At 60.4% G+C, this 18,375-nt stretch carries 18 protein-coding genes and 2 pseudogenes; 11 read left to right on the forward strand and 9 right to left on the reverse strand.

Annotated features, from left to right (window positions below; translation table 11 throughout):
* The first annotated feature begins 115 nt into the window (after positions 1–115).
* Both LOY55_RS18010 and LOY55_RS18015 read left to right on the forward strand, forming a co-directional pair.
* Complete coding sequence (locus LOY55_RS18010; protein WP_046031458.1) at positions 116–799, forward strand: response regulator transcription factor; 684 nt, start codon at positions 116–118, stop codon at positions 797–799.
* The gene (locus tag LOY55_RS18015; protein WP_109786169.1) at positions 777–2,174 is read left to right on the forward strand and encodes a HAMP domain-containing sensor histidine kinase; all 1,398 of its coding nucleotides are present in this window, start codon (positions 777–779) and stop codon (positions 2,172–2,174) included. The genes LOY55_RS18010 and LOY55_RS18015 overlap by 23 nt, the downstream gene beginning before the upstream one ends.
* Before the next feature lie 244 nt (positions 2,175–2,418).
* Here LOY55_RS18015 and LOY55_RS31040 read toward each other — a convergent pair.
* The 4 genes and pseudogenes from LOY55_RS31040 to LOY55_RS18030 form a co-directional block, all read right to left on the reverse strand.
* Positions 2,419–2,588 (reverse strand): annotated as a pseudogene (locus LOY55_RS31040) (SRPBCC family protein); the annotation flags it as partial.
* Between the two features lie 23 nt (positions 2,589–2,611).
* Positions 2,612–3,409, reverse strand: coding sequence for an SDR family NAD(P)-dependent oxidoreductase (locus tag LOY55_RS18020; RefSeq protein ID WP_046031813.1), 798 nt, complete (start codon positions 3,407–3,409; stop codon positions 2,612–2,614).
* A 50-nt stretch (positions 3,410–3,459) separates the two neighbouring features.
* Positions 3,460–3,639: pseudogene (locus LOY55_RS18025) on the reverse strand (aldo/keto reductase); the annotation flags it as partial.
* 146 nt (positions 3,640–3,785) lie between these two features.
* On the reverse strand, positions 3,786–4,154 hold the full coding sequence (locus LOY55_RS18030) for a DUF6124 family protein (RefSeq protein WP_258666073.1): 369 nt from the start codon (positions 4,152–4,154) through the stop codon (positions 3,786–3,788).
* Between the two features lie 399 nt (positions 4,155–4,553).
* On the opposite strand from LOY55_RS18030, the gene LOY55_RS18035 reads away from it, so the two are divergent.
* A complete protein-coding gene (locus tag LOY55_RS18035) occupies positions 4,554–5,483 on the forward strand; it encodes a LysR substrate-binding domain-containing protein (RefSeq protein ID WP_223525157.1) in 930 nt (309 codons plus the stop codon).
* Here the strand turns inward: LOY55_RS18035 and LOY55_RS18040 are convergent.
* Complete coding sequence (locus LOY55_RS18040; protein ID WP_109786172.1) at positions 5,395–5,991, reverse strand: DinB family protein; 597 nt, start codon at positions 5,989–5,991, stop codon at positions 5,395–5,397. The genes LOY55_RS18035 and LOY55_RS18040 overlap by 89 nt on opposite strands.
* Positions 5,992–6,589: 598 nt before the next feature.
* On the opposite strand from LOY55_RS18040, the gene LOY55_RS18045 reads away from it, so the two are divergent.
* The 6 genes from LOY55_RS18045 to LOY55_RS18070 all read left to right on the forward strand — a co-directional run bounded on the left by LOY55_RS18045 (position 6,590) and on the right by LOY55_RS18070 (position 13,419).
* Positions 6,590–6,874: a hypothetical protein gene (locus tag LOY55_RS18045; protein ID WP_223525155.1), complete on the forward strand. Its 285-nt coding sequence runs from the start codon at positions 6,590–6,592 to the stop codon at positions 6,872–6,874.
* A 284-nt stretch (positions 6,875–7,158) separates the two neighbouring features.
* Positions 7,159–9,879: a magnesium-translocating P-type ATPase gene (gene mgtA / locus LOY55_RS18050; RefSeq protein ID WP_109786174.1), complete on the forward strand. Its 2,721-nt coding sequence runs from the start codon at positions 7,159–7,161 to the stop codon at positions 9,877–9,879.
* A gap of 201 nt (positions 9,880–10,080) precedes the next feature.
* Complete coding sequence (locus LOY55_RS18055) at positions 10,081–11,736, forward strand: Na/Pi cotransporter family protein (RefSeq protein WP_258666076.1); 1,656 nt, start codon at positions 10,081–10,083, stop codon at positions 11,734–11,736.
* The gene (locus LOY55_RS18060) at positions 11,724–12,077 is read left to right on the forward strand and encodes a DUF2493 domain-containing protein (protein WP_258666078.1); all 354 of its coding nucleotides are present in this window, start codon (positions 11,724–11,726) and stop codon (positions 12,075–12,077) included. The genes LOY55_RS18055 and LOY55_RS18060 overlap by 13 nt, the downstream gene beginning before the upstream one ends.
* A 184-nt stretch (positions 12,078–12,261) precedes the next feature.
* Positions 12,262–13,014 (forward strand): hypothetical protein, encoded by a 753-nt coding sequence (locus LOY55_RS18065; protein ID WP_258666079.1) that lies wholly within the window; start codon positions 12,262–12,264, stop codon positions 13,012–13,014.
* 87 nt (positions 13,015–13,101) lie between these two features.
* Positions 13,102–13,419, forward strand: coding sequence for a DUF2388 domain-containing protein (locus LOY55_RS18070; protein ID WP_109786178.1), 318 nt, complete (start codon positions 13,102–13,104; stop codon positions 13,417–13,419).
* Between the two features lie 56 nt (positions 13,420–13,475).
* Here the strand turns inward: LOY55_RS18070 and LOY55_RS18075 are convergent, their stop codons facing one another.
* Complete coding sequence (locus LOY55_RS18075; RefSeq protein ID WP_258666081.1) at positions 13,476–14,405, reverse strand: pyridoxal-phosphate dependent enzyme; 930 nt, start codon at positions 14,403–14,405, stop codon at positions 13,476–13,478.
* Positions 14,406–14,471: 66 nt separating this feature from the next.
* Complete coding sequence (locus LOY55_RS18080; protein ID WP_258666083.1) at positions 14,472–15,263, reverse strand: SDR family oxidoreductase; 792 nt, start codon at positions 15,261–15,263, stop codon at positions 14,472–14,474.
* Between the two features lie 124 nt (positions 15,264–15,387).
* Between LOY55_RS18080 and LOY55_RS18085 the strand changes: the two genes are divergently transcribed.
* Together LOY55_RS18085 and LOY55_RS18090 are read left to right on the forward strand one after the other, a co-directional pair.
* Positions 15,388–16,335, forward strand: coding sequence for a GlxA family transcriptional regulator (locus LOY55_RS18085; RefSeq protein WP_258666085.1), 948 nt, complete (start codon positions 15,388–15,390; stop codon positions 16,333–16,335).
* 52 nt (positions 16,336–16,387) lie between these two features.
* Positions 16,388–17,047, forward strand: a complete 660-nt coding sequence (locus tag LOY55_RS18090; RefSeq protein ID WP_109786258.1) for an isoprenylcysteine carboxylmethyltransferase family protein — start codon at positions 16,388–16,390, stop codon at positions 17,045–17,047.
* Positions 17,048–17,093: 46 nt separating this feature from the next.
* Here LOY55_RS18090 and LOY55_RS18095 read toward each other — a convergent pair whose 3' ends face one another.
* Together LOY55_RS18095 and LOY55_RS18100 are read right to left on the reverse strand one after the other, a co-directional pair.
* Positions 17,094–17,762 (reverse strand): HAD-IA family hydrolase, encoded by a 669-nt coding sequence (locus LOY55_RS18095; protein WP_109786182.1) that lies wholly within the window; start codon positions 17,760–17,762, stop codon positions 17,094–17,096.
* A gap of 91 nt (positions 17,763–17,853) precedes the next feature.
* Positions 17,854–18,261: a response regulator gene (locus tag LOY55_RS18100; RefSeq protein ID WP_077431996.1), complete on the reverse strand. Its 408-nt coding sequence runs from the start codon at positions 18,259–18,261 to the stop codon at positions 17,854–17,856.
* Positions 18,262–18,375 lie beyond the last annotated feature (114 nt).

Here is an 18,375-nt window from a genome sequence, read left to right on the forward strand (position 1 = left end):
TATCAATGTTCCGCAGTGGCCCCTGGTGCAACATGAAAGTTAATTTATTAAGTCACGCGTAATTCTGGGCAAAATGTTCCCCACTCCGTATTGAACCGATTATCAGGCCAGCCTTATGACCCGCATCTTGACCATCGAAGACGACGCCGTGACCGCCCGGGAAATTGTCGCCGAACTGAGCAGCCACGGCCTCGATGTCGATTGGGTCGACAACGGTCGTGAAGGCCTGGAGCGTGCCGTCAGTGGCGATTACGACTTGATCACCCTCGACCGCATGCTGCCGGAGCTCGATGGCCTGGCGATTGTCACCACGTTGCGGACCATGGGCGTGGCCACGCCAATCCTGATGATCAGCGCCCTCTCCGACGTCGATGAGCGCGTGCGTGGTTTGCGCGCCGGCGGTGACGATTACCTGACCAAACCGTTCGCCACCGATGAAATGGCCGCCCGGGTCGAAGTCCTGCTACGACGTCAGAACACCGTGACCGCCCAGGCCACCACCTTGCGAGTGGCCGACCTGGAACTCAACCTGATCAGCCACGAAGCCAGCCGCGCCGGCCTGCTGCTGACACTGCTACCGACCGAGTACAAGTTGCTCGAATTCCTGATGCGCAACACCGGGCAGATCCTGTCGCGCATGATGATTTTCGAAGAAGTCTGGGGCTACCACTTCGACCCCGGCACCAACCTGATCGACGTGCACATCGGCCGTCTGCGCAAGAAAATCGACCCGCAAGGCCAGGTCCCACTGATTCGGACCGTGCGAGGCTCGGGTTATGTCATTGCCGAACCCGTCTAAAGGCTGGCGTTCCTCCAGCAGCCGTTTGCTGGCGCTCTACAGCTCGCTGTTCGTGATCTGGAGCGCGATCCTCATGGGTGTCATGTATTACGAGGTGTCCGCTTACCTGGACAATCTGGCCAAACACTCGCTGATGCAACGTCAGCATCTGTTTTCACGCTTTCAGGGCGAACAGCTGGTGGACGCCCTCGCCGTCAGCATGACCTTCGACATACGTGGCATCGACGCCTATGGCCTGTTCGACCACCAGCATCGCTACCTCAGTGGTGCGCTGCACCATATCCCCGAAGACTTGCCGCTGGACGGCAAGATCCACATGCTCAGCGACTGCGCAGAGTCCGACGACCCGACCCTGCCCGCCGACAGTTGCGACGCCGTGGCGACCCAGACGCGTGACGGTCGCTGGCTGATTCTGGTGCGCGACAACGGTTCGTTGTTCGCTGTGACCCGGATCATCCTTCACGCGTTGTTCTGGGGTGTCACGCTGACCATTCTTCCGGGCATCGTCGGTTGGCAGGTGTTGCGCCGACGACCGCTGCGGCGTATCCGCGCGATCCAGGCCAGCGCCGAAGCCATCGTTGCCGGCGATTTGACCCGGCGCCTGCCATTGTCCAATCGTCGTGACGAATTGGACATGCTCGCTGCCATCGTCAACGCCATGCTCGAACGCATCGAGCGTTTGATGCACGAGGTCAAGGGTGTTTGCGACAACATCGCCCACGACCTGCGCACCCCGCTGACACGCCTGCGGGCCCAGTTGTACCGGATTCAACAGCAGGCTGAAGACGGCTCGACGCTGGCCGTGCAACTGGATTCCGTACTCGGTGAAGCCGACACCCTGATGGCGCGTTTTCGTGGGTTGCTGCGGATCTCCGAGCTGGAGGATCGCCAGCGTCGGTCGGGGTTCGTGCAACTCGATCCCGTGCCGTTGCTGCAAGAGCTGCACGACTTTTACCTGCCACTGGCGGAAGAAGGCGAACTGGTGTTCACACTGCAATTGCCGGCGACATTGCCCGCACTGACTGGCGATCGCGCACTGTTGTTCGAAGCCGTGGCGAACCTGTTGAGCAACTCGATCAAATTCACACCTCCGGGTGGCGAGGTGATTTTGCGTGGGGTCAGCGAGGGCGGGTTTACGCGAATCGAAGTGCTCGATTCAGGGCCAGGGATTCCCGAGGCCGAGCGGGAGGCGGTGTTCCAGCGCTTCTATCGTGCTGAAGGCGGAAATCAGAAAAGCGGGTTTGGGTTGGGGTTGTCGATCGTCGCGGCGATTGCCAGCCTGCATGGCTTTGCGCTTGCAGTGGGTAACAGCGAACTCGGTGGCGCGCGGTTGGCGCTCGATTGCAAAAGCTCTGCACTGACACAACCGTTGTAGCAGCTCTGTAGCAGCTCTGTAGCAGCTGCCGAGCCTGCGTTCGCTTGTAGCAGCTGTCGAGCCTGCGAGGCTGCGTCCGCTTGTAGCAGCTGTCGAGCCTGCGAGGCTGCGTCCGGCTGCGAAGCAGTCGTAAACCCTGCACACGCGGTCTATCTGAAACACCGCGTCATCTGATTCCACGACTGCTTCGCAGCCGAACGCAGCCTCGCAGGCTCGGCAGCTGCTACAAGGTTAAGTCGTACTTCTAAGCGGAATAGTTGGCCCGCAAAGCGTCCAGTCCACCCTGATTAATCCCGGTAAACAACGCCACGACTTCTTCCTCACTCCCCCCACCGGCTCAAACCAAGCCGACCACGTCACCCGCGCCCCCTGCCCCTGCGCTTCAACGTTGATCGTCGCCAAATACTTCGTGGAAATGCTCTCTCAATCACTGGTTTTCAAATCGCCAGGCTATCGACGACACCTCCGTCGACCCGCAGCGCCGCGCCGGTGGTTGCCGAGGACAGTGGCGAAGCGATGTAGGCCACCAGGTTGGCGACTTCCTCGACATCTGCCACGCGCTGGATGATTGAGGTCGGCCGGGCCTTGCGCACAAACGCATCGGCTTCTTCGCGAACGCTGCGGCCGGAGGCGGCGGTGGCGTCCTTGAGCATCTGTTCCAGGCCATCGGTCAACGTCGGGCCGGGCAGGATCGCATTGACCGTGACGCCAGTGCCGGCCAGCCGTTTGGCCAGGCCATGAGACACCGCCAGGTTGGCGCTTTTGGTCACGCCATAATTGAGCATGTCGGCGGGGATCGCGATGCCGGATTCCGAGGACAGGAAAATCACCCGGCCCCAACCCTGCTTGACCATGTCTGGCACGTAATGCCGGGACAGGCGCACGCCAGAGATCACGTTGACCTCATAAAACCGCGTCCACTCGCTGTCTGGCGTGTCGAAGAAATCGACGTCGTTGAAGATCCCGAGATTGTTCACCAGGATGTCCGCGCGCGGTTCGGCAGCGAACAACACCTCGGCGCCTTCGGCGGTGCCCAGGTCGGCGGTGAGGCCACGCAACTGAGCCCCCGGCACACTCTGACGAATGCTCGCCAGCGCCTGCTCGACCTTGGCCGTCTCGCGGCCGATCACTACCACCGTGGCGCCGGACTCGGCCAGTGCCTTGCTGATGCCCAAGCCAATGCCGGCGGTGCTGCCGCTGACAATCGCGAGTTTTCCAGTCAGATCAATTTTCATGCTCAAACTCCTGTGATTGGCAATGGCGCGCGGTCGGCCACCCGTTTGGCCTCGCGCACCACCGGCCAAAATGCCCGAACTGTAAGGACCACCGACCACGATCTCGACGTTCTGTGCCAACGCGACGTCCATAAGACATTGAAGGCACGATCATGGCCCAGAAGAGTGTAGCGACCCGCCAGCAGGAAGCCGTCGGGTTGGGCATCGGTCAGATCAAGGGTCAGTTCGCAAGAGCCAAGGGCGGCTTAAGGCGAGAGGATCGTTCTCACGCTCTGCGTGGGAATGCCTAAAGGGGCGATCCGCGTTCCAGCTTTAAAATGGGACGCGGAGCGTCCCGGGCTGCATTCCCACGCAGAGCGTGGGAACGATCTGTGCGTTAAGCGTTTTGCGGGTCGACGTTATCCAGCATCCAGTTCACCGCCAGTTCACCCAGCATGACGGAGTGTTGAATGCCCAACAGGGTGTGACGCTGCGGGCCGCTTAACTGCCCCGCGAAATCGCTCAACATGACGCTCGCGGACGCCAACGTCTCGCAGGCGTTCACCAGCAACGTTTCGTTATCGGTGTCGGGGCCGACGAAGTAGATCGTGCTGGGTTTGCGTGGCGTGTCTTTGGGGATGACGGGTTTGAGGTAGTAATCGAGGGCGCGGTCGGCGGCGGTATTGAGTTTTTTGGAATCGGTGGATTCGTAGGGGGAAACGTCGTCGGTGACGGTTTCGGGTGGGTTGGGTGTGATCTTGAACACAGTGAAACTCCTTGATTGGCGGAGCCGCCACCGTTCGCGGTCAAACGATAAGGTGGCAGCTGTACGCGGGTTGACCGACCGGAAATCAAGGAATCCGGCACACCCGAAGGTGTCCCGCGCACAGCCACCGCAAAAAGCCTGACACTTTTCTTGGACACTGATACGCCTTGATCGAATCGGACGGTCAAATCCGGTCGCTGAATTGGCAGCGACCCGCAAACAGTAAAGTCCCGGCCCAAGGCGCACAAGCCGGCGGATTCTGGCGCAGTCGTAGGTAACGGCGCAAGGATGTGTAGCCTCGCAGAGTGTCTGGAGATGTGTGTTAAACATCGCTGTTTATTGGCTCTTCCAGGTTTGATGCTTTACTGAACAAACCCTCAAATCCCTGCGAGCCTCTCCATGAACCGCAACGACTTGCGCCGCGTGGACATGAACCTGTTGGTGATTTTCGAAACGCTGATGTTCGAGAAAAACCTGACCCGCGCCGCGGAGAAACTGTTCCTCGGCCAACCCGCCGTCAGCGCCTCGCTGGCCAAGTTGCGCGATCTGTTCGACGACCCGTTGCTGGTGCGCATCGGCCGTTCCCTGGAACCCACCCCACGGGCGCTGGCGATTCTCAAGGAGTTACAGCCGGCAATGGACACCATTTCCGGCGCGGTCAGCCGCGCCAAGGATTTCGACCCGTCCACCAGCCGTGATGTGTTCCGCATCGGCTTATCCGACGACGCTGAGTTCGGCCTGTTTCCGCCGCTGCTCAAGCAAATTCGCGAAGAGGCGCAGAACGTTGTGGTGGTGGTGCGACGCGTGAATTTTCTGCTGATGTCGTCGATGCTCGCCAGCGGCGAGATTTCTGTCGGGATCAGTTACACCACGGAGTTGCCGGCCAACGCCAAGCGCAAAAAGTTGCGCGACCTGAGCGTGAAGATCCTGCGCGGCGATGACCGCCCCAGCCCGCTGACGCTGGATGAATTCTGCGAGCGCCCCCATGCATTGGTGTCGTTTTCCGGGGATTTGAGTGGGGCCATCGACAACGACCTGGCGCGTATCGGACGTTCACGGCGGGTCGTGCTGGCGGTGCCGCAATTCGCCGGTTTGCGCTCGTTGCTGGCCGGCACCGATATGCTCGCCTCGGTGCCGGATTATGCCGCGTGTGCATTGATCGAAGGCAGCAGCCAGTTGCGGGCCGATGACCCGCCGTTCGACATCGTGCTGTCCGAGCTGTCCATGGTCTGGAACGGCGTCAACGATAACGATCCGGCAGAACGCTGGTTGCGCTCGAAAATTGCACAGCACATGTCGGCTCCACTGCCGGGGTATGCAGCGACTTGAAAGCGGTTGGCTGGGCCTCGCGCAGGTACACCGGCAAGTCCGTGACCGGCGGCATGGCCGGTATCTCGAAGTACATCTGGATCACCCAGCCACGGTGATAGCTGGCGTGGTTGACCACATGCATCAGCATCGCGCCGGCGCTCATGGTGCCGCTTTCGCCCGATACAAACGTAAATTCGAAGGGTTTATCCAGCGATGCATCGGTCTGGCGTTCGCTCCAGTCGCAGTACCAGTGATCGATCTCCCGTTGCGCCCTGCGCAGATCGGCAAGGTCGGCATGCAACAGATCGTGTGAGGTTTTGAAACCGTGGCCTCGGCCTTCGAGGTGAGCCTGCCAGATGCAGTCCACGACGTAGATGTGGTTCAGGGTGCCGATCATGTTTTTGAATACCGACACTCGCTCTTTGCTGACCTCGCCCGCCGGCAATGCCGCCAGGCTGTCAAAGAGGCGCTGGTCGGCCCAGTTTTTGTAATCGGCAAGCATGCGGGCCGTGCGTACGTTGATCATCAGAGGTCTCCCATGGTGATGGGCGCACTGCAAAGCATAGCCCTGATGGCGGGCCGCATCACAAACGCTGATAACTGGCGCCTGCGCCACACGACTTCTGTAGCAACTGGCGAAGCCTGCGTCGGCCGGTCCGCGCTCGGGCGCAGTGGTCGCCAACTCACACACTGGGTTCCATCAGACAAATCGCACGTGCAGGATTTACGACTGCTGCGCAGCCGGACGCAGCCTCGCAGGCTCGGCAGCTGCTACACAATTGTGTAAGCAGTTAGATAAAGACAACTCACTGTCATTTAGCTGAACCACTAATTAAGTTTGTCGCTATTTCCACTCAATGCACTATTAATCGGGCATTTAAGGTTGACGTATCCAACGTCCCTGAGTAAATTGCCCGGGCCTTCGACGAAGGCCTTTTTTCAACTCACAAAAGAATCCAATGGACACAGTATCTAGTCGCTGTCGGGTTACTGCAAAACTGCAGAATCTGGCACACAACCCAGAAAATGACGGGGCTCGACTTTTCGGTCGGGTGAGCTGCGCTAGAGCTTGATGCTCCACCGTAACTTGCCTCACCGGCGTCAGTCCGGTCCAGAGGCATGTTATGAACTTCAACACCACTGTAATGCCCGGCGTACGCGCCTTTGCTTTGACCATGCGGGTCAAGCCCTGCCGTGAGCGCACCACCGCAAACCGCGCCATTGCGCCCTATTGCGCACCTTCTTCCCAAGCCAAGGCACACCCGCGTGCCAACTGGCGCGTCTGCCCGATGACCGGTCGGCTCGTGCAGCGCTGGAGCCTGGACGACAACCAGGAACCACCGAGTCGGCGCTACATGCGCCGCTCTCCCCGGCTGAATCCGAGCCTCGGGGCCCGCTCCGCCCATTGATTTGAAGGCACTTTAAAGTCCTTCTTCTAACGGTTTTCTTATGATGAAAACCGGCAGCTTCTTATTGCCTTTTAAAACTTTAGTTAATCGGAGTTAGTTATGGACGAAGCCAGTAGACGGTTCGCTGCCTATCACTTCCCTATTGATAGCCAGCGAACGTTAAAACAAAAAAACAACACTTCTGACATCGATCGCTTGTTTGCGGCTCGACATACGTTCGCTCGCCTCTAGTTCGGCGAGTTGGCTGTGTGTCGTGCCGCAAGACAGCGGCAGGAGCACACGCAATGACCACAGTAAAAACTCCGAAGACCCGCACCCAAGGTGCCAGCAACGACAACGCAAAGCTGTCGATGCGCGCTGCACGAGAAGCCCAGAACGGCCTGGCCGTAACCCTCGCCAACCTCAACGCAACCACTGACGGCCTGACCGAGCTGGAAGCCGAAGGGCGGCTGGCACGCGGGGGCTACAACGAAGTGGCCCACGACAAGCCGCCCCACGCCCTCGTCCAACTGCTCAAAGCCCTGAACAATCCCTTCATCTATGTATTGCTGACCCTGGCCGGCATCAGTTTTTTCACCGACTACTGGCTGCCAATCAGCCAGGGTGAAAGCGACGAAGCCGACCTGACCAAGGTCATTATCATCATGACCATGGTCACCTTGAGCAGCCTGTTGCGCTTCTGGCAGGAATACCGCTCCGCTAAATCCGCTGAAACCCTGAAAGCCATGGTACGCACCACCGCGACTGTGCTGCGGCGCGGGCAACGCGGCAGCCGTGCGACGCTGCGCGAAGTGCCGATGCGCGAGTTGGTGGCCGGCGACATTGTGCAACTCAGCGCCGGTGACATGATCCCGGCGGACATCCGCCTGATCGAATCACGCGACCTGTTCATCAGCCAGGCCGTGCTCACCGGTGAAGCCTTGCCGGTGGAGAAATACGACACGCTGGGCAACGTCGCGCAGAAATGCGCGACCGGCAACGCTGCCGATCAGTCGAACCTGCTGGACCTGCCGAACATCTGCTTCATGGGCACTAACGTGGTCAGCGGCACCGCCAAAGCCGTGGTGGTCGCGACCGGTTCGCGCACCTATTTCGGCTCGCTGGCCAAAGCCATTGTCGGTTCACGGGTACAAACGGCGTTCGACCGAGGGGTGAGCAGCGTCAGCTGGCTGCTGATCCGCTTCATGCTGGTGATGGTGCCGATCGTGTTCCTGCTCAACGGTTTTTCCAAGGGCGACTGGAGCGACGCGTTGCTGTTTGCATTGGCCGTCGCGGTCGGCCTGACCCCGGAAATGCTGCCGATGATTGTCAGCGCCAACCTGGCCAAAGGCGCCATGGCCATGGCCAAGCGCAAGGTGGTGGTCAAGCGCCTCAACGCGATCCAGAACCTCGGTTCAATGGACGTGCTGTGCACGGACAAGACCGGCACCCTGACCCAGGACAAGATCATCCTTGAGCACCACGTCGACAGCCACGGCCGGCGCGACGATGCGATCCTGGAACTGGCGTGGCTCAACAGCCATCACCAGAGCGGTCTGAAAAACCTGATGGACCAGGCGGTGGTGCAGTTCGCCAACGGCAACCCGAAGTTCCGTGTGCCATTCGCCTACAGCAAGGTCGATGAGTTGCCGTTCGACTTCGTCCGCCGGCGCCTGTCGATCGTCGTCAAGGACAGCCACGACGATCATTTGATGGTGTGCAAGGGTGCGGTCGAGGAGATGCTGAGCATTTCCAGCCACCTGCATGAAAACGGCGCGGTGGTCGCACTCGACGAACAACGTCGCAAAGATCTGCTGAGCCTGGCCAACGAATACAACGAGGACGGTTTCCGCGTATTGCTGGTCGCCACCCGCGAGATTCCCAAGGCGCAGAGCAAAAACCAGTACACCACTCAGGACGAACATGGCCTGGTGATTCGCGGCTTCCTGACCTTCCTCGATCCACCGAAGGAAACCGCTGGTCCGGCGATTGCGGCACTGCGGGACATGGGCGTGACCGTCAAGGTGCTGACCGGCGACAACGCCGTGGTGACGTGCAAGATCTGCCGCGAAGTCGGTCTGGAGCCTGGCACACCGCTGCTCGGTCACGACATCGAGACCATGGACGACACCACCCTCAAGTTGCGCGTCGAAGAACGCACGGTGTTTGCCAAGTTGACGCCGCTGCAAAAGTCGCGGGTGCTCAAGGCGCTGCAATCGAACGGTCACACCGTGGGCTTCCTCGGCGACGGCATCAACGATGCCCCTGCCCTGCGTGATGCCGATGTCGGTATTTCGGTGGACAGCGGCACTGACATCGCCAAGGAATCGGCCGACATCATTCTGTTGGAAAAGAGCCTGATGGTGCTCGAAGAAGGCGTGCTCAAAGGCCGCGAAACCTTCGGCAACATCATGAAGTACCTGAACATGACCGCCAGTTCCAACTTCGGCAACGTGTTCTCGGTACTGGTGGCCAGTGCGTTCATTCCGTTCTTGCCGATGCTATCGATTCATCTGCTGCTGCAAAACCTCATGTACGACATCTCTCAGTTGGCGCTGCCGTGGGACAAGATGGACAAGGAGTTCCTGAGCAAACCACGCAAGTGGGACGCGAAGAACATCGGCCGTTTCATGCTGTGGATCGGACCGACCTCGTCGGTGTTCGACATCACCACGTTTGCGCTGATGTGGTACGTGTTCGCCGCCAATAGCGTGGAGATGCAGGGCCTGTTCCAGTCCGGCTGGTTCATCGAAGGGCTGCTGTCCCAGACGCTGGTGGTGCACATGTTGCGCACGCAGAAGATTCCGTTCTTCCAGAGCACGGCCGCATTGCCGGTGATCCTGATGACCGGACTGGTGATGGTGCTGGGCATCTACATTCCGTTTTCGCCACTGGGCACGCTGGTCGGTTTGCAGCCGTTGCCATGGGCGTACTTCCCTTGGCTGGTGGGCACCTTGCTCAGCTACTGCGTCTTCGCGCAGGTCATGAAAACGATCTACATCCGCCGCTTCAAGCAGTGGTTCTGATCGCCTGAACACCCTGTAGTGAGAGGCCTTTCCCACAGGGATTGAACAGCACAATCCCTGTGGGAGCGGGCTTGCCCGCGATAGCGATTTGTCAGTCGGCATCAATGTTGGCTGACCCGCCCTCATCGCGGGCAAGCCCGCTCCCACAGGTTTTCCGTTCGGGCCTTCAATAAATGAAACAGCAAAAAAGGGAGAGTCCTGATGTCGGGAACGACTCTACTGATCAACCTCGCAGGCGCCATCGCACTGTTACTGTGGGGCACTCACATGATTTCTTCGGCGTTGCTGCGTGGCTTTGGCTCGCCGCTGCGCCAATGGCTGGGGCAAAACCTGAGCAACCGCTGGATGGCGTTGCTGTCGGGGATCGGCATCACCGGCCTTCTGCAAAGCAGCAGCGCGGTCAGCTTGATGGCAACGTCGTTTACGGCGGCCGGCACCCTCGCGCTGGCCCCGGCGCTGGCGGTGATGCTGGGCGCCAATATCGGTTCGACCCTGGTGGTGCAACTGCTCAGCCTCGACGTGTCGATACTCACGCCACTGACGTTGCTGACGGGGCTGATCGTTTTTCGCCTGCGCGATGACTCACGCTATGAAAGCGTCGGCTGTGCGCTGATCGGCCTGGGGCTGATGCTGCTGGCCCTGCACATGCTCGGCTCGACCCTGGCGCACGTCGAAAGCACGCCGGTCTTCCAAGTGATGATGCAAAGCCTCGACGGCGACGTGCTGATTGCCTTGCTGGTGGCGCTGATTCTCACCTGGCTCTGCCATTCAAGCGTCGCAGTGGTGTTGTTGATCGTCTCGCTGGCGGCGACCGGCATGCTGTCGGCCACCACGCTGGTAGCGTTGGTGATGGGTGTGAACATTGGCGGTGCGTTGCCGCCGGTAATCAACGCCGGATCGAGCGTCGGTCGACGCCTGCCGCTGGGCAATCTGCTCGTGCGGCTACTGGGTGCGCTGGCGGTGTTGCCGTTTGCCGGTTTGCTGGCCGAGACGAATCTGAACCCGTCGACGCTGGTCGTGGTCGTGCACAGCGGTTTTAACGTGCTGCTGGCGCTGGTATTCATCGGCCTGACCGACGTACTCGCCAACGCCCTGACCCGGCTGCTGCCGGAACCGGTGCGGGATGTCGACCCCGGGATGCCGCACTACCTCGATGAAGCCGGCCTGGAAGTGGCCAACATCGGCCTCTCCAACGCCGCCCGCGAAGCGCTGCGCATGGCCGATATGTTCTCGGCGATGCTCGGGCGCCTGTTGCAGCTGTTCCACACATCGGCGCCGACCGGTGTCGACGAGGTGCGACGCATCGATCAATCCCTGGACTTGCTCAGTGCGGCGATTCGCGCCTACCTGGCCGACATCGGCAAAGAAGGCATCAGTGACGGCGACGCCGATCGCGCCCAGGAAATCCTGTTGTTCGTGATCAACCTCGAACACGCGGCGGACATTCTTTCCAGCAGCCTCGCGCAGTTGGCCATGCGCCGGGTGCGCCGTGGGGAACAGTTCACCGCATTCGAACTGTCCAGCATTGCCCCGTTGCACGATGCGTTGATGGAGAGCCTGAGCCTGGCGATCACCGTGTTTTTGCGCGAAGACATCACCACCGCGCATCAACTGATCAAGCGCAAGGACGCCGTGAGGCAACTCGAAGCACAGGCCAGCCGCGAGCACTTTCGCAAGTTGCAGGAGGACAAAAACACCTGGGCCGAATCCGGCGACATCTTCCAGCGCGTGCTGCGCGATTACCGTCGCGTGCACCACCACATCGCCGCCCTCGCCTATCCGCTGCTCGAACGCGCCGGTCAGCGGGCCATCGAAAACAGCGACTTGGTGAAGGACACCCCGTCATGCGCCTGCTGATTTGCGCGGGGCGCCATTACGCCGACACCCGCCAGTGCCGACGGGTACTCGACGCCTTTCAACGCGTGCACCCCGTGCGTGTGCTGATTCATGGCGGCAACCAGCACCTGGGCGGTGTCATCGAAGAGTGGGCACGGGAACAGGGCATCGACATCGTGCGCTACCCGCCCAACTGGCAACGCCACGGCAAGTCCGCGGAACGCGTGCGCAACCGCTTCATGTTGCTCGACAGCCGAGCGGACGTGGTGATCGCCCTGCCCGGCGGCGAAGACACCGAAGAACTGATCATCCAGGCCGGTTTGGCAGGCCTGCAAACCTTATCGGTCGCTTCCTCGCTGTAGCAGCTGTCGAGCTTGCGAGGCTGCGTCCGGTGGCGCAGCCGTCGTAAACCCTGCGCACATTTTTTCCTGACACGCCGCATTCCCTGATTTCACGACGGCGGCGCCACCGGACGCAGCCTCGCAGGCTCGACAGCTGCTTCAGGGCTGATCTGTTCATTCCAACGAAATTATCGAGATAAACCTCATGCAAAAATTCACCTCCTTTGTACGCGATCTCCCGCCAGCCCAAGGCCGGTCACTGCGGCGCAATCTGTTGTTTGTCGGGATCACCCTGAGTGTGCTCGGGTGCCTGACGATGATCTCTCACGCCAACGCCGCCGGTGGCGCTTATGTGGTGGACGACGCAGGGATCAATGCGCCCGGTGAATGCAACATCGACGCCTGGTACCAGAACGGTCGGCACACGTCTTCCGGCACGAGTACCTTGTCGCAGGACTGTACGTTCAAATCACTGCCCACCGTGCAGTTCGGCGCGGTGTTGCAGCACAGCCACGATGACGCGCAAACGCAGGTGAGCCCGCAGTTCAAGGCTCAATTATTCGCCAGCGAAAACCTGGGTCTTGAATGGGCGCTGGCGGGCTCGGCGCACGTTGCCTTGAATCGGGCGCACGCCTTCGACGGCGGCGAACTGAACCTGCCACTCACCTACCAACCGTTCGAAACGCTGCGCCTGAACCTCAATGCCGGCTGGTCTCACGCTTATGACGACGGCGAGCAAAACCATCGCTGGACCTGGGGCACCGGCGTTGAATACGACGTGGCCCGCGCCCTCACGATGATCGCCGAACGCTTCGGCCAGCAAGGCGCGCAGCAGGCGTGGCAGGCTGGGCCGAGGTTTCATGTGGGCGAGCGCCTCGACATCGATCTGGTGGCGGGACGCAACTTGACGGGGGAACGTGACCAGTGGCTGACCACGGGAGCAACGCTGCGGTTTTGAACGATATCGCGTGACAAAGGAACTCCTGGCGATCGCCAGGCATCCTAAACTATGAGGTACATCCCAATTGCTTCAGAGGACACTGTCATGCGCCGTCTGATTATCATCTCCTCCCTGATGTTGTGTTTACCCTTCGGCTCGGCTATGGCCAAAGTGGATGCGGAAGATGTAGCCACTTCGGCCGGGGTATCTGCCTCGCTGTATTCGACCTTCAAGGACCACAAACTCATGATTCCTGCCAGGGATGATGCCTCCAGCTTCGTTGCCAGTGGCGGTGCAATTCGCGGTGTTTATCTGGAGTCGGTGCTGAAGAGAATCCGCCAGGACAATCCCGGTCTGAACGCCAGTGACGAAGACCTGGCTCGCGCCATCCTGATTCAGGAAGGCGATGCTGCCGGCCAATGAAGTAAAGGCCAATAAATAGTGGTGGGGCTTGCGACAGCTGGATAGCGTTTGCAGCCCTACTTCGCTTTCCCGGTGGACAAACGCGCCCATCCGGCCACTAACTGCGCACTGATACTTACCCCGCCGCACACCACAATGACCACATCGTGCGCATCTGCGATGGCGCTATGGTTCAGGTATGCCACCGCCAATGACACACCACAGGCCGGTTCCACTAACTGGCGCAGATCACTGGCGAATCGAACCACGCCCATGATGGCGTTTTCATCGCTGAGCACCACGCACTGGTGAGGGAAATCGCGCAGGTGCTGCACTGGCCACGCTGCGACCTGCGCCGCACCCAGCGATGTCGCCACGGTATCGATGCGCGGCAATCGAACCGGATGCCCAACCTTCATGGCGGCCGCGAACGAGGCCGCTCCCTCGGTTTCGCAAGCAACGATCCGACAGTCCGTGCGGCCATGGCGAATCAGCCCCGTGAGGATTCCCGCCAGCAAACCACCGCCGCCCACCGACGTCACCATCACATCAACCTGAGGACACACCTCAAGCACCTCATCGACCAGGGTGCTGTGCCCCTCCCACAACAGCGGGTGATCGAAAGCCGGCACGTATTCGGTGTCCGCATCCTGCGACAGTTCTTTGGCCCGTTGATTGGCCTCGTCCCAGACCTTGCCGTAAACAATCACCTCGGCACCGGTTTTCTTGATCCGGTTGCGGGTCGATTCAGGGGTGGTGTGCGGCACGACAATGCAGGCGCTCAGTCCGAGGCTGGCGGCAGCAACAGCGGTGGCAAAACCGGCATTGCCGCCCGAAGGACAAATAACTCGATGTTTGCCCTGGGCCTTGGCCCAACTGCACAGAAGCCCCATGCCACGCAGCTTGAACGAACCGCTGGGTTGCAGGTTTTCCATCTTGAGCCAGATCCGCCGGGTCTGCGTCGACAGCCCCGGGTGCAAGATCAACGGTGTCCGGATGTGCAGCATCGCGGGTCTCCCAAAGGTGAACCCTACTTATCCAAGCTTAGTTCACCCAGCCCGCCGCCCCCCCTTTTAGCGATAACGCGGTGCGGCGCTGGCGTTGCCAAACAACCCCGAAAGGGTCTGGCGCTGCGCTTCGTAACGGTCCCATTGTTCGCCGTCGTGCAGACTCGGGATGGTCACCACTTCGCCTTTCGCCAGGCCCGCCAGTGCGGCGTCGACCATGTCGGGCGCCGACATCACGATCTCTTGCGGCAGGTTTTCCACCGGGTTGCCCGCCTCACTCCAGAAGTCGGTGGCCGTCGCGCCAGGCAATACCGCCTGAACACGAATGCCCTTATCCGCCAGCTCGCGGTGCATTGATTGGCTCAGGCCCAGCACAAAGGCCTTGGTCGCGCCATACACGCCGTTGAGGATTTCCGGCGCGATGGCCACGATCGATGAGATGTTGATCACGGTGCCCGTGCCACGGGCGACAAAGCCAGGCACCACCGCATAGGCCAGCCGCATCAGCGCAGTGACGTTGAGGGTGATCATGTCTTCCATCTCGTCGACCGGGCTGCCCAACAACGGCATCACCGCGCCAACGCCGGCGTTGTTCACCAACAGGGTGATGCTGGCGTCATTACGCAGAATCTCCTCGACCCGCAGCACATCGGCTTTGACTTTCAGATCAGCGGCGACCACTTCCACCGCGCGCCCGGTTTCGTTGCTCAGGTGGTTCGCCAGCGCGTTCAGTTTGCTCTGGCTGCGGGCGACCAGAATCAGGTCGTAACCCTGCCGGGCGAGACGGTCGGCATACACCGCGCCGATGCCCGAAGAAGCGCCAGTGATCAGTGCGGTGCCTTTGGATGAGAGTGCCATGTCGGGTTTCCTTCACAGTGAGGCGATCAGTTCGCCGGGTGTGAACCGTTATAAAGGGTCTTACACTTGTCTCAAATGACGTTTAAAGTACGTTTTTCGGACATATTCATTTGAGGGTCCTGCGATGACTGCCGTGGCATTTGTGGTGTTCGAGGGTTTCCAGTCCATGGCGCTGGCGGCCATGCCGGTGTTCGAGTACGCCAACTTCAGCGCCGGTGAGCCGCTGTATGACGTCAGTGTGATCTCGCAGGACGGCAGCACGTTGCGCGCCTCCGGAGGCTTGAATGTCGGGACCCAGGCGTTCGATGAACGGGTCTTCGACACCGTCATCGTGGTGGGCGGCGCTACCATCGTCGAACAGGCACCCGAAGGTGTATTGACCTGGCTGCGCAACCGGGTGAACACCACCAGGCGCATGGCGTCGATTTGTTCAGGGGCATTCGTGCTGGCCCAGGCCGGTTTGCTCGATGGACGACGGGCCACCACTCACTGGGCCTATGCCCGGGAGCTGCAAGCGCGATTTCCGTTGATCAAAGTGGAAGAAGACCGCATCTACGTGGTTGACGGCTCGATCTGGAGCTCGGCCGGCATGACCGCCGGCATCGACCTGGCGCTGGCCATGGTCGAGAAGGATCACGGCGCCGAACTGGCGCGCTCTGTGGCGCAGAAACTGGTGATGTATCAGCGCCGCGCGGGGGGGCAGTCCCAGCATTCGGCACTGCTGGAACTGGAACCGAAATCCGACCGGATTCAAACCGTTCTCGGCTATGCCCGCGAACACCTGGCCTCGCCTCTGTCGGTGGAGCAACTGGCAGACGTGGCGCGCTTGAGCCCTCGACAATTCAGCCGCAGTTTTCGCGCCGAGACCGGGCAGACGCCGGCCAAGGCCATCGAAAACCTGCGCCTGGAGGCGGCACGGCAGATGCTTGAACGCGGGCGTCTGAGTCTTGATCAAATCGCCACCGAGGCCGGTTTCACTGACCGTCGCCGCATGCGTGAAGCCTTTCTTCGGGCATTCGGCCAACCGCCGCAGGTCATTCGGCGCAATGCCAGGTCCGAGTTGAACGCGTGAGCAGCCCCCGGCCTCTAAACTGAATGGGGCAATGGCTCATCACGAGGTGCTCATGAAAATTTCGCCCAGGCTGGCATTCTTCGCCATCGCCGGCACCCTTGCCTACCTCGGTCTCGCGGTGTGGGGCATGGGCGGGTTGGCCGCGTTTTTCGCCCATGCGCCATTGGTGGTGGTTGCCTTGGCGACCTTGGTGATGACTGTGGCTTCGCTGTTCACCGAGGTCAATCTGAGTTCCGGTGAACGAGAGGACCGCGCCAATCGCTGGGTGCTTCCGGCGTTCGGGGTGATCGGGATACTCAGCGGCTTTTTGCCGGCGTACACCGACCGAATCGACTACTGGACCTTCGGCGGTGAAGGCCTGCGCTGGATCGGCGCGTTGCTGTTCATCGTCGGCGGCGCCCTGCGGTTGTGGCCCGTGTTTGTGCTGGGCAATCGATTCAGCGGGTTGGTGGCGATTCAACCGGGGCATACGCTGGTCACCGACGGGATTTATCGTAGTCTGCGCAACCCCAGTTACTTGGGGATGCTGGTCATCGCCTTGGGTTGGGCGCTGGCGTTTCGTTCAGGTGTCGGCCTGCTGTTGGCCGCATTGACGGTGATTCCGCTGATTGCCCGGATTCACGCGGAAGAGGCGTTGTTGAGGGCACAGTTTGGGCACGAATATGAGGCGTATTGCGCCCACACCTGGCGCTTGGTTCCCGGTGTGTACTAGTCACTGCGCAGCTCCATTGCAGGAGCGAGCAGGCTCACTCCTACAATTAGATTTGGTTGAGGCGCAGAGAGTGGTCGGGATCGACCGCTGCGGTGACTGACTGATAGCTGGCCAATGTCGCATGCGCCGTCTGAATCGGATGTGCGTGCGTCTCGGTGATGATCACCAAATCAGCCCCGGCCGCTTCTGCCGCCCGTATCCCCACGCTGGCATCTTCGAAGATCAGGCATTCCGTCACCTCGACATCCAGCCGTTTCGCCGCCAATCGATAACCCGCAGGATCCGGTTTACCCGCGCTGACATCCTCCGCAGTCACCATCACGTCAGGTACGGGAATCCCCGCAGCCGCGATCCGGCGCAAGGCCAGCGCTCGGGGTGCGGAGGTCACGATTGCCCATTGATTGGCCGGCAAGGATTGCAGGAATGCCGCCGCGCCGCGGACCTCGACAATTCCCTCCACGTCCTCGATTTCCGCCTCGGTAATCCACGCCGCTTCCGCCTGCGCATCGACGCCCGGCAATCCCTGGCGATTGATGGTGTCGATAGCGCGGACGCCGTGAATGGTCGGCAGGAAAGACTCGACATCCACCCCGTGGCGCAAGGCCCAGATCGTCCAGATCCGCTCGGCGGCAGCGATAGAGTTAAGAACAGTGCCGTCCATATCGAACAGGAAAGCGCGGTAAGGCGTGTTGAATACGGATGGATGAGCAGACAAGGATTAGCTTCCTCTCGCAAGTGGCCAGGCAGGTAGTACCAGGCAATGTAGCATTTACCAGCGAGACGGGCTCATGCGGCGCAGTAACGTTTCAGCCAGCAGGCTTGGACTTCAAGGCACCGTCGACACAGTCCAGCAATTGACCGATCGCCCAGGGTTTTTTAATGAACGAGACCGAATGTTTTACGCCTGAGCTTTGCGGGGTTTCGAAGCCGGACATGATCATGATCGGCTTGTCAGGCCAGCGGTCGCCGAACTGATTGGCCAGGTCAGCGCCATTGAGGGTGCCCGGCATGGTGATATCGGTGAGCAACAGGCAAACGTCATTCGCATGCTGCTCCAGATACATCGAAGCGGCATCCGCACTGATTTGAGGCTCGACCACAAACCCTTCGTCCTGAAGAATTTCGCAAAGAAACTCCAGGATCAGCGGATCGTCCTCGACCACAAGAATCAACCCACCCGAAGGTTTCGCGTCGACCGTCGATACTGGTCCCATGACATTGCCACTCCCTGAATGCATCTATGATTTCGCGAGCTAAATGCGCTACCTATCAAGTATGAGCAGCCAGCTCGGCGGAAATTCATTTTTGATACACCGGGGTGACGAAAT

It is taken from the genome of Pseudomonas sp. B21-040, assembly GCF_024748695.1.
Lineage (GTDB): Bacteria > Pseudomonadota > Gammaproteobacteria > Pseudomonadales > Pseudomonadaceae > Aquipseudomonas.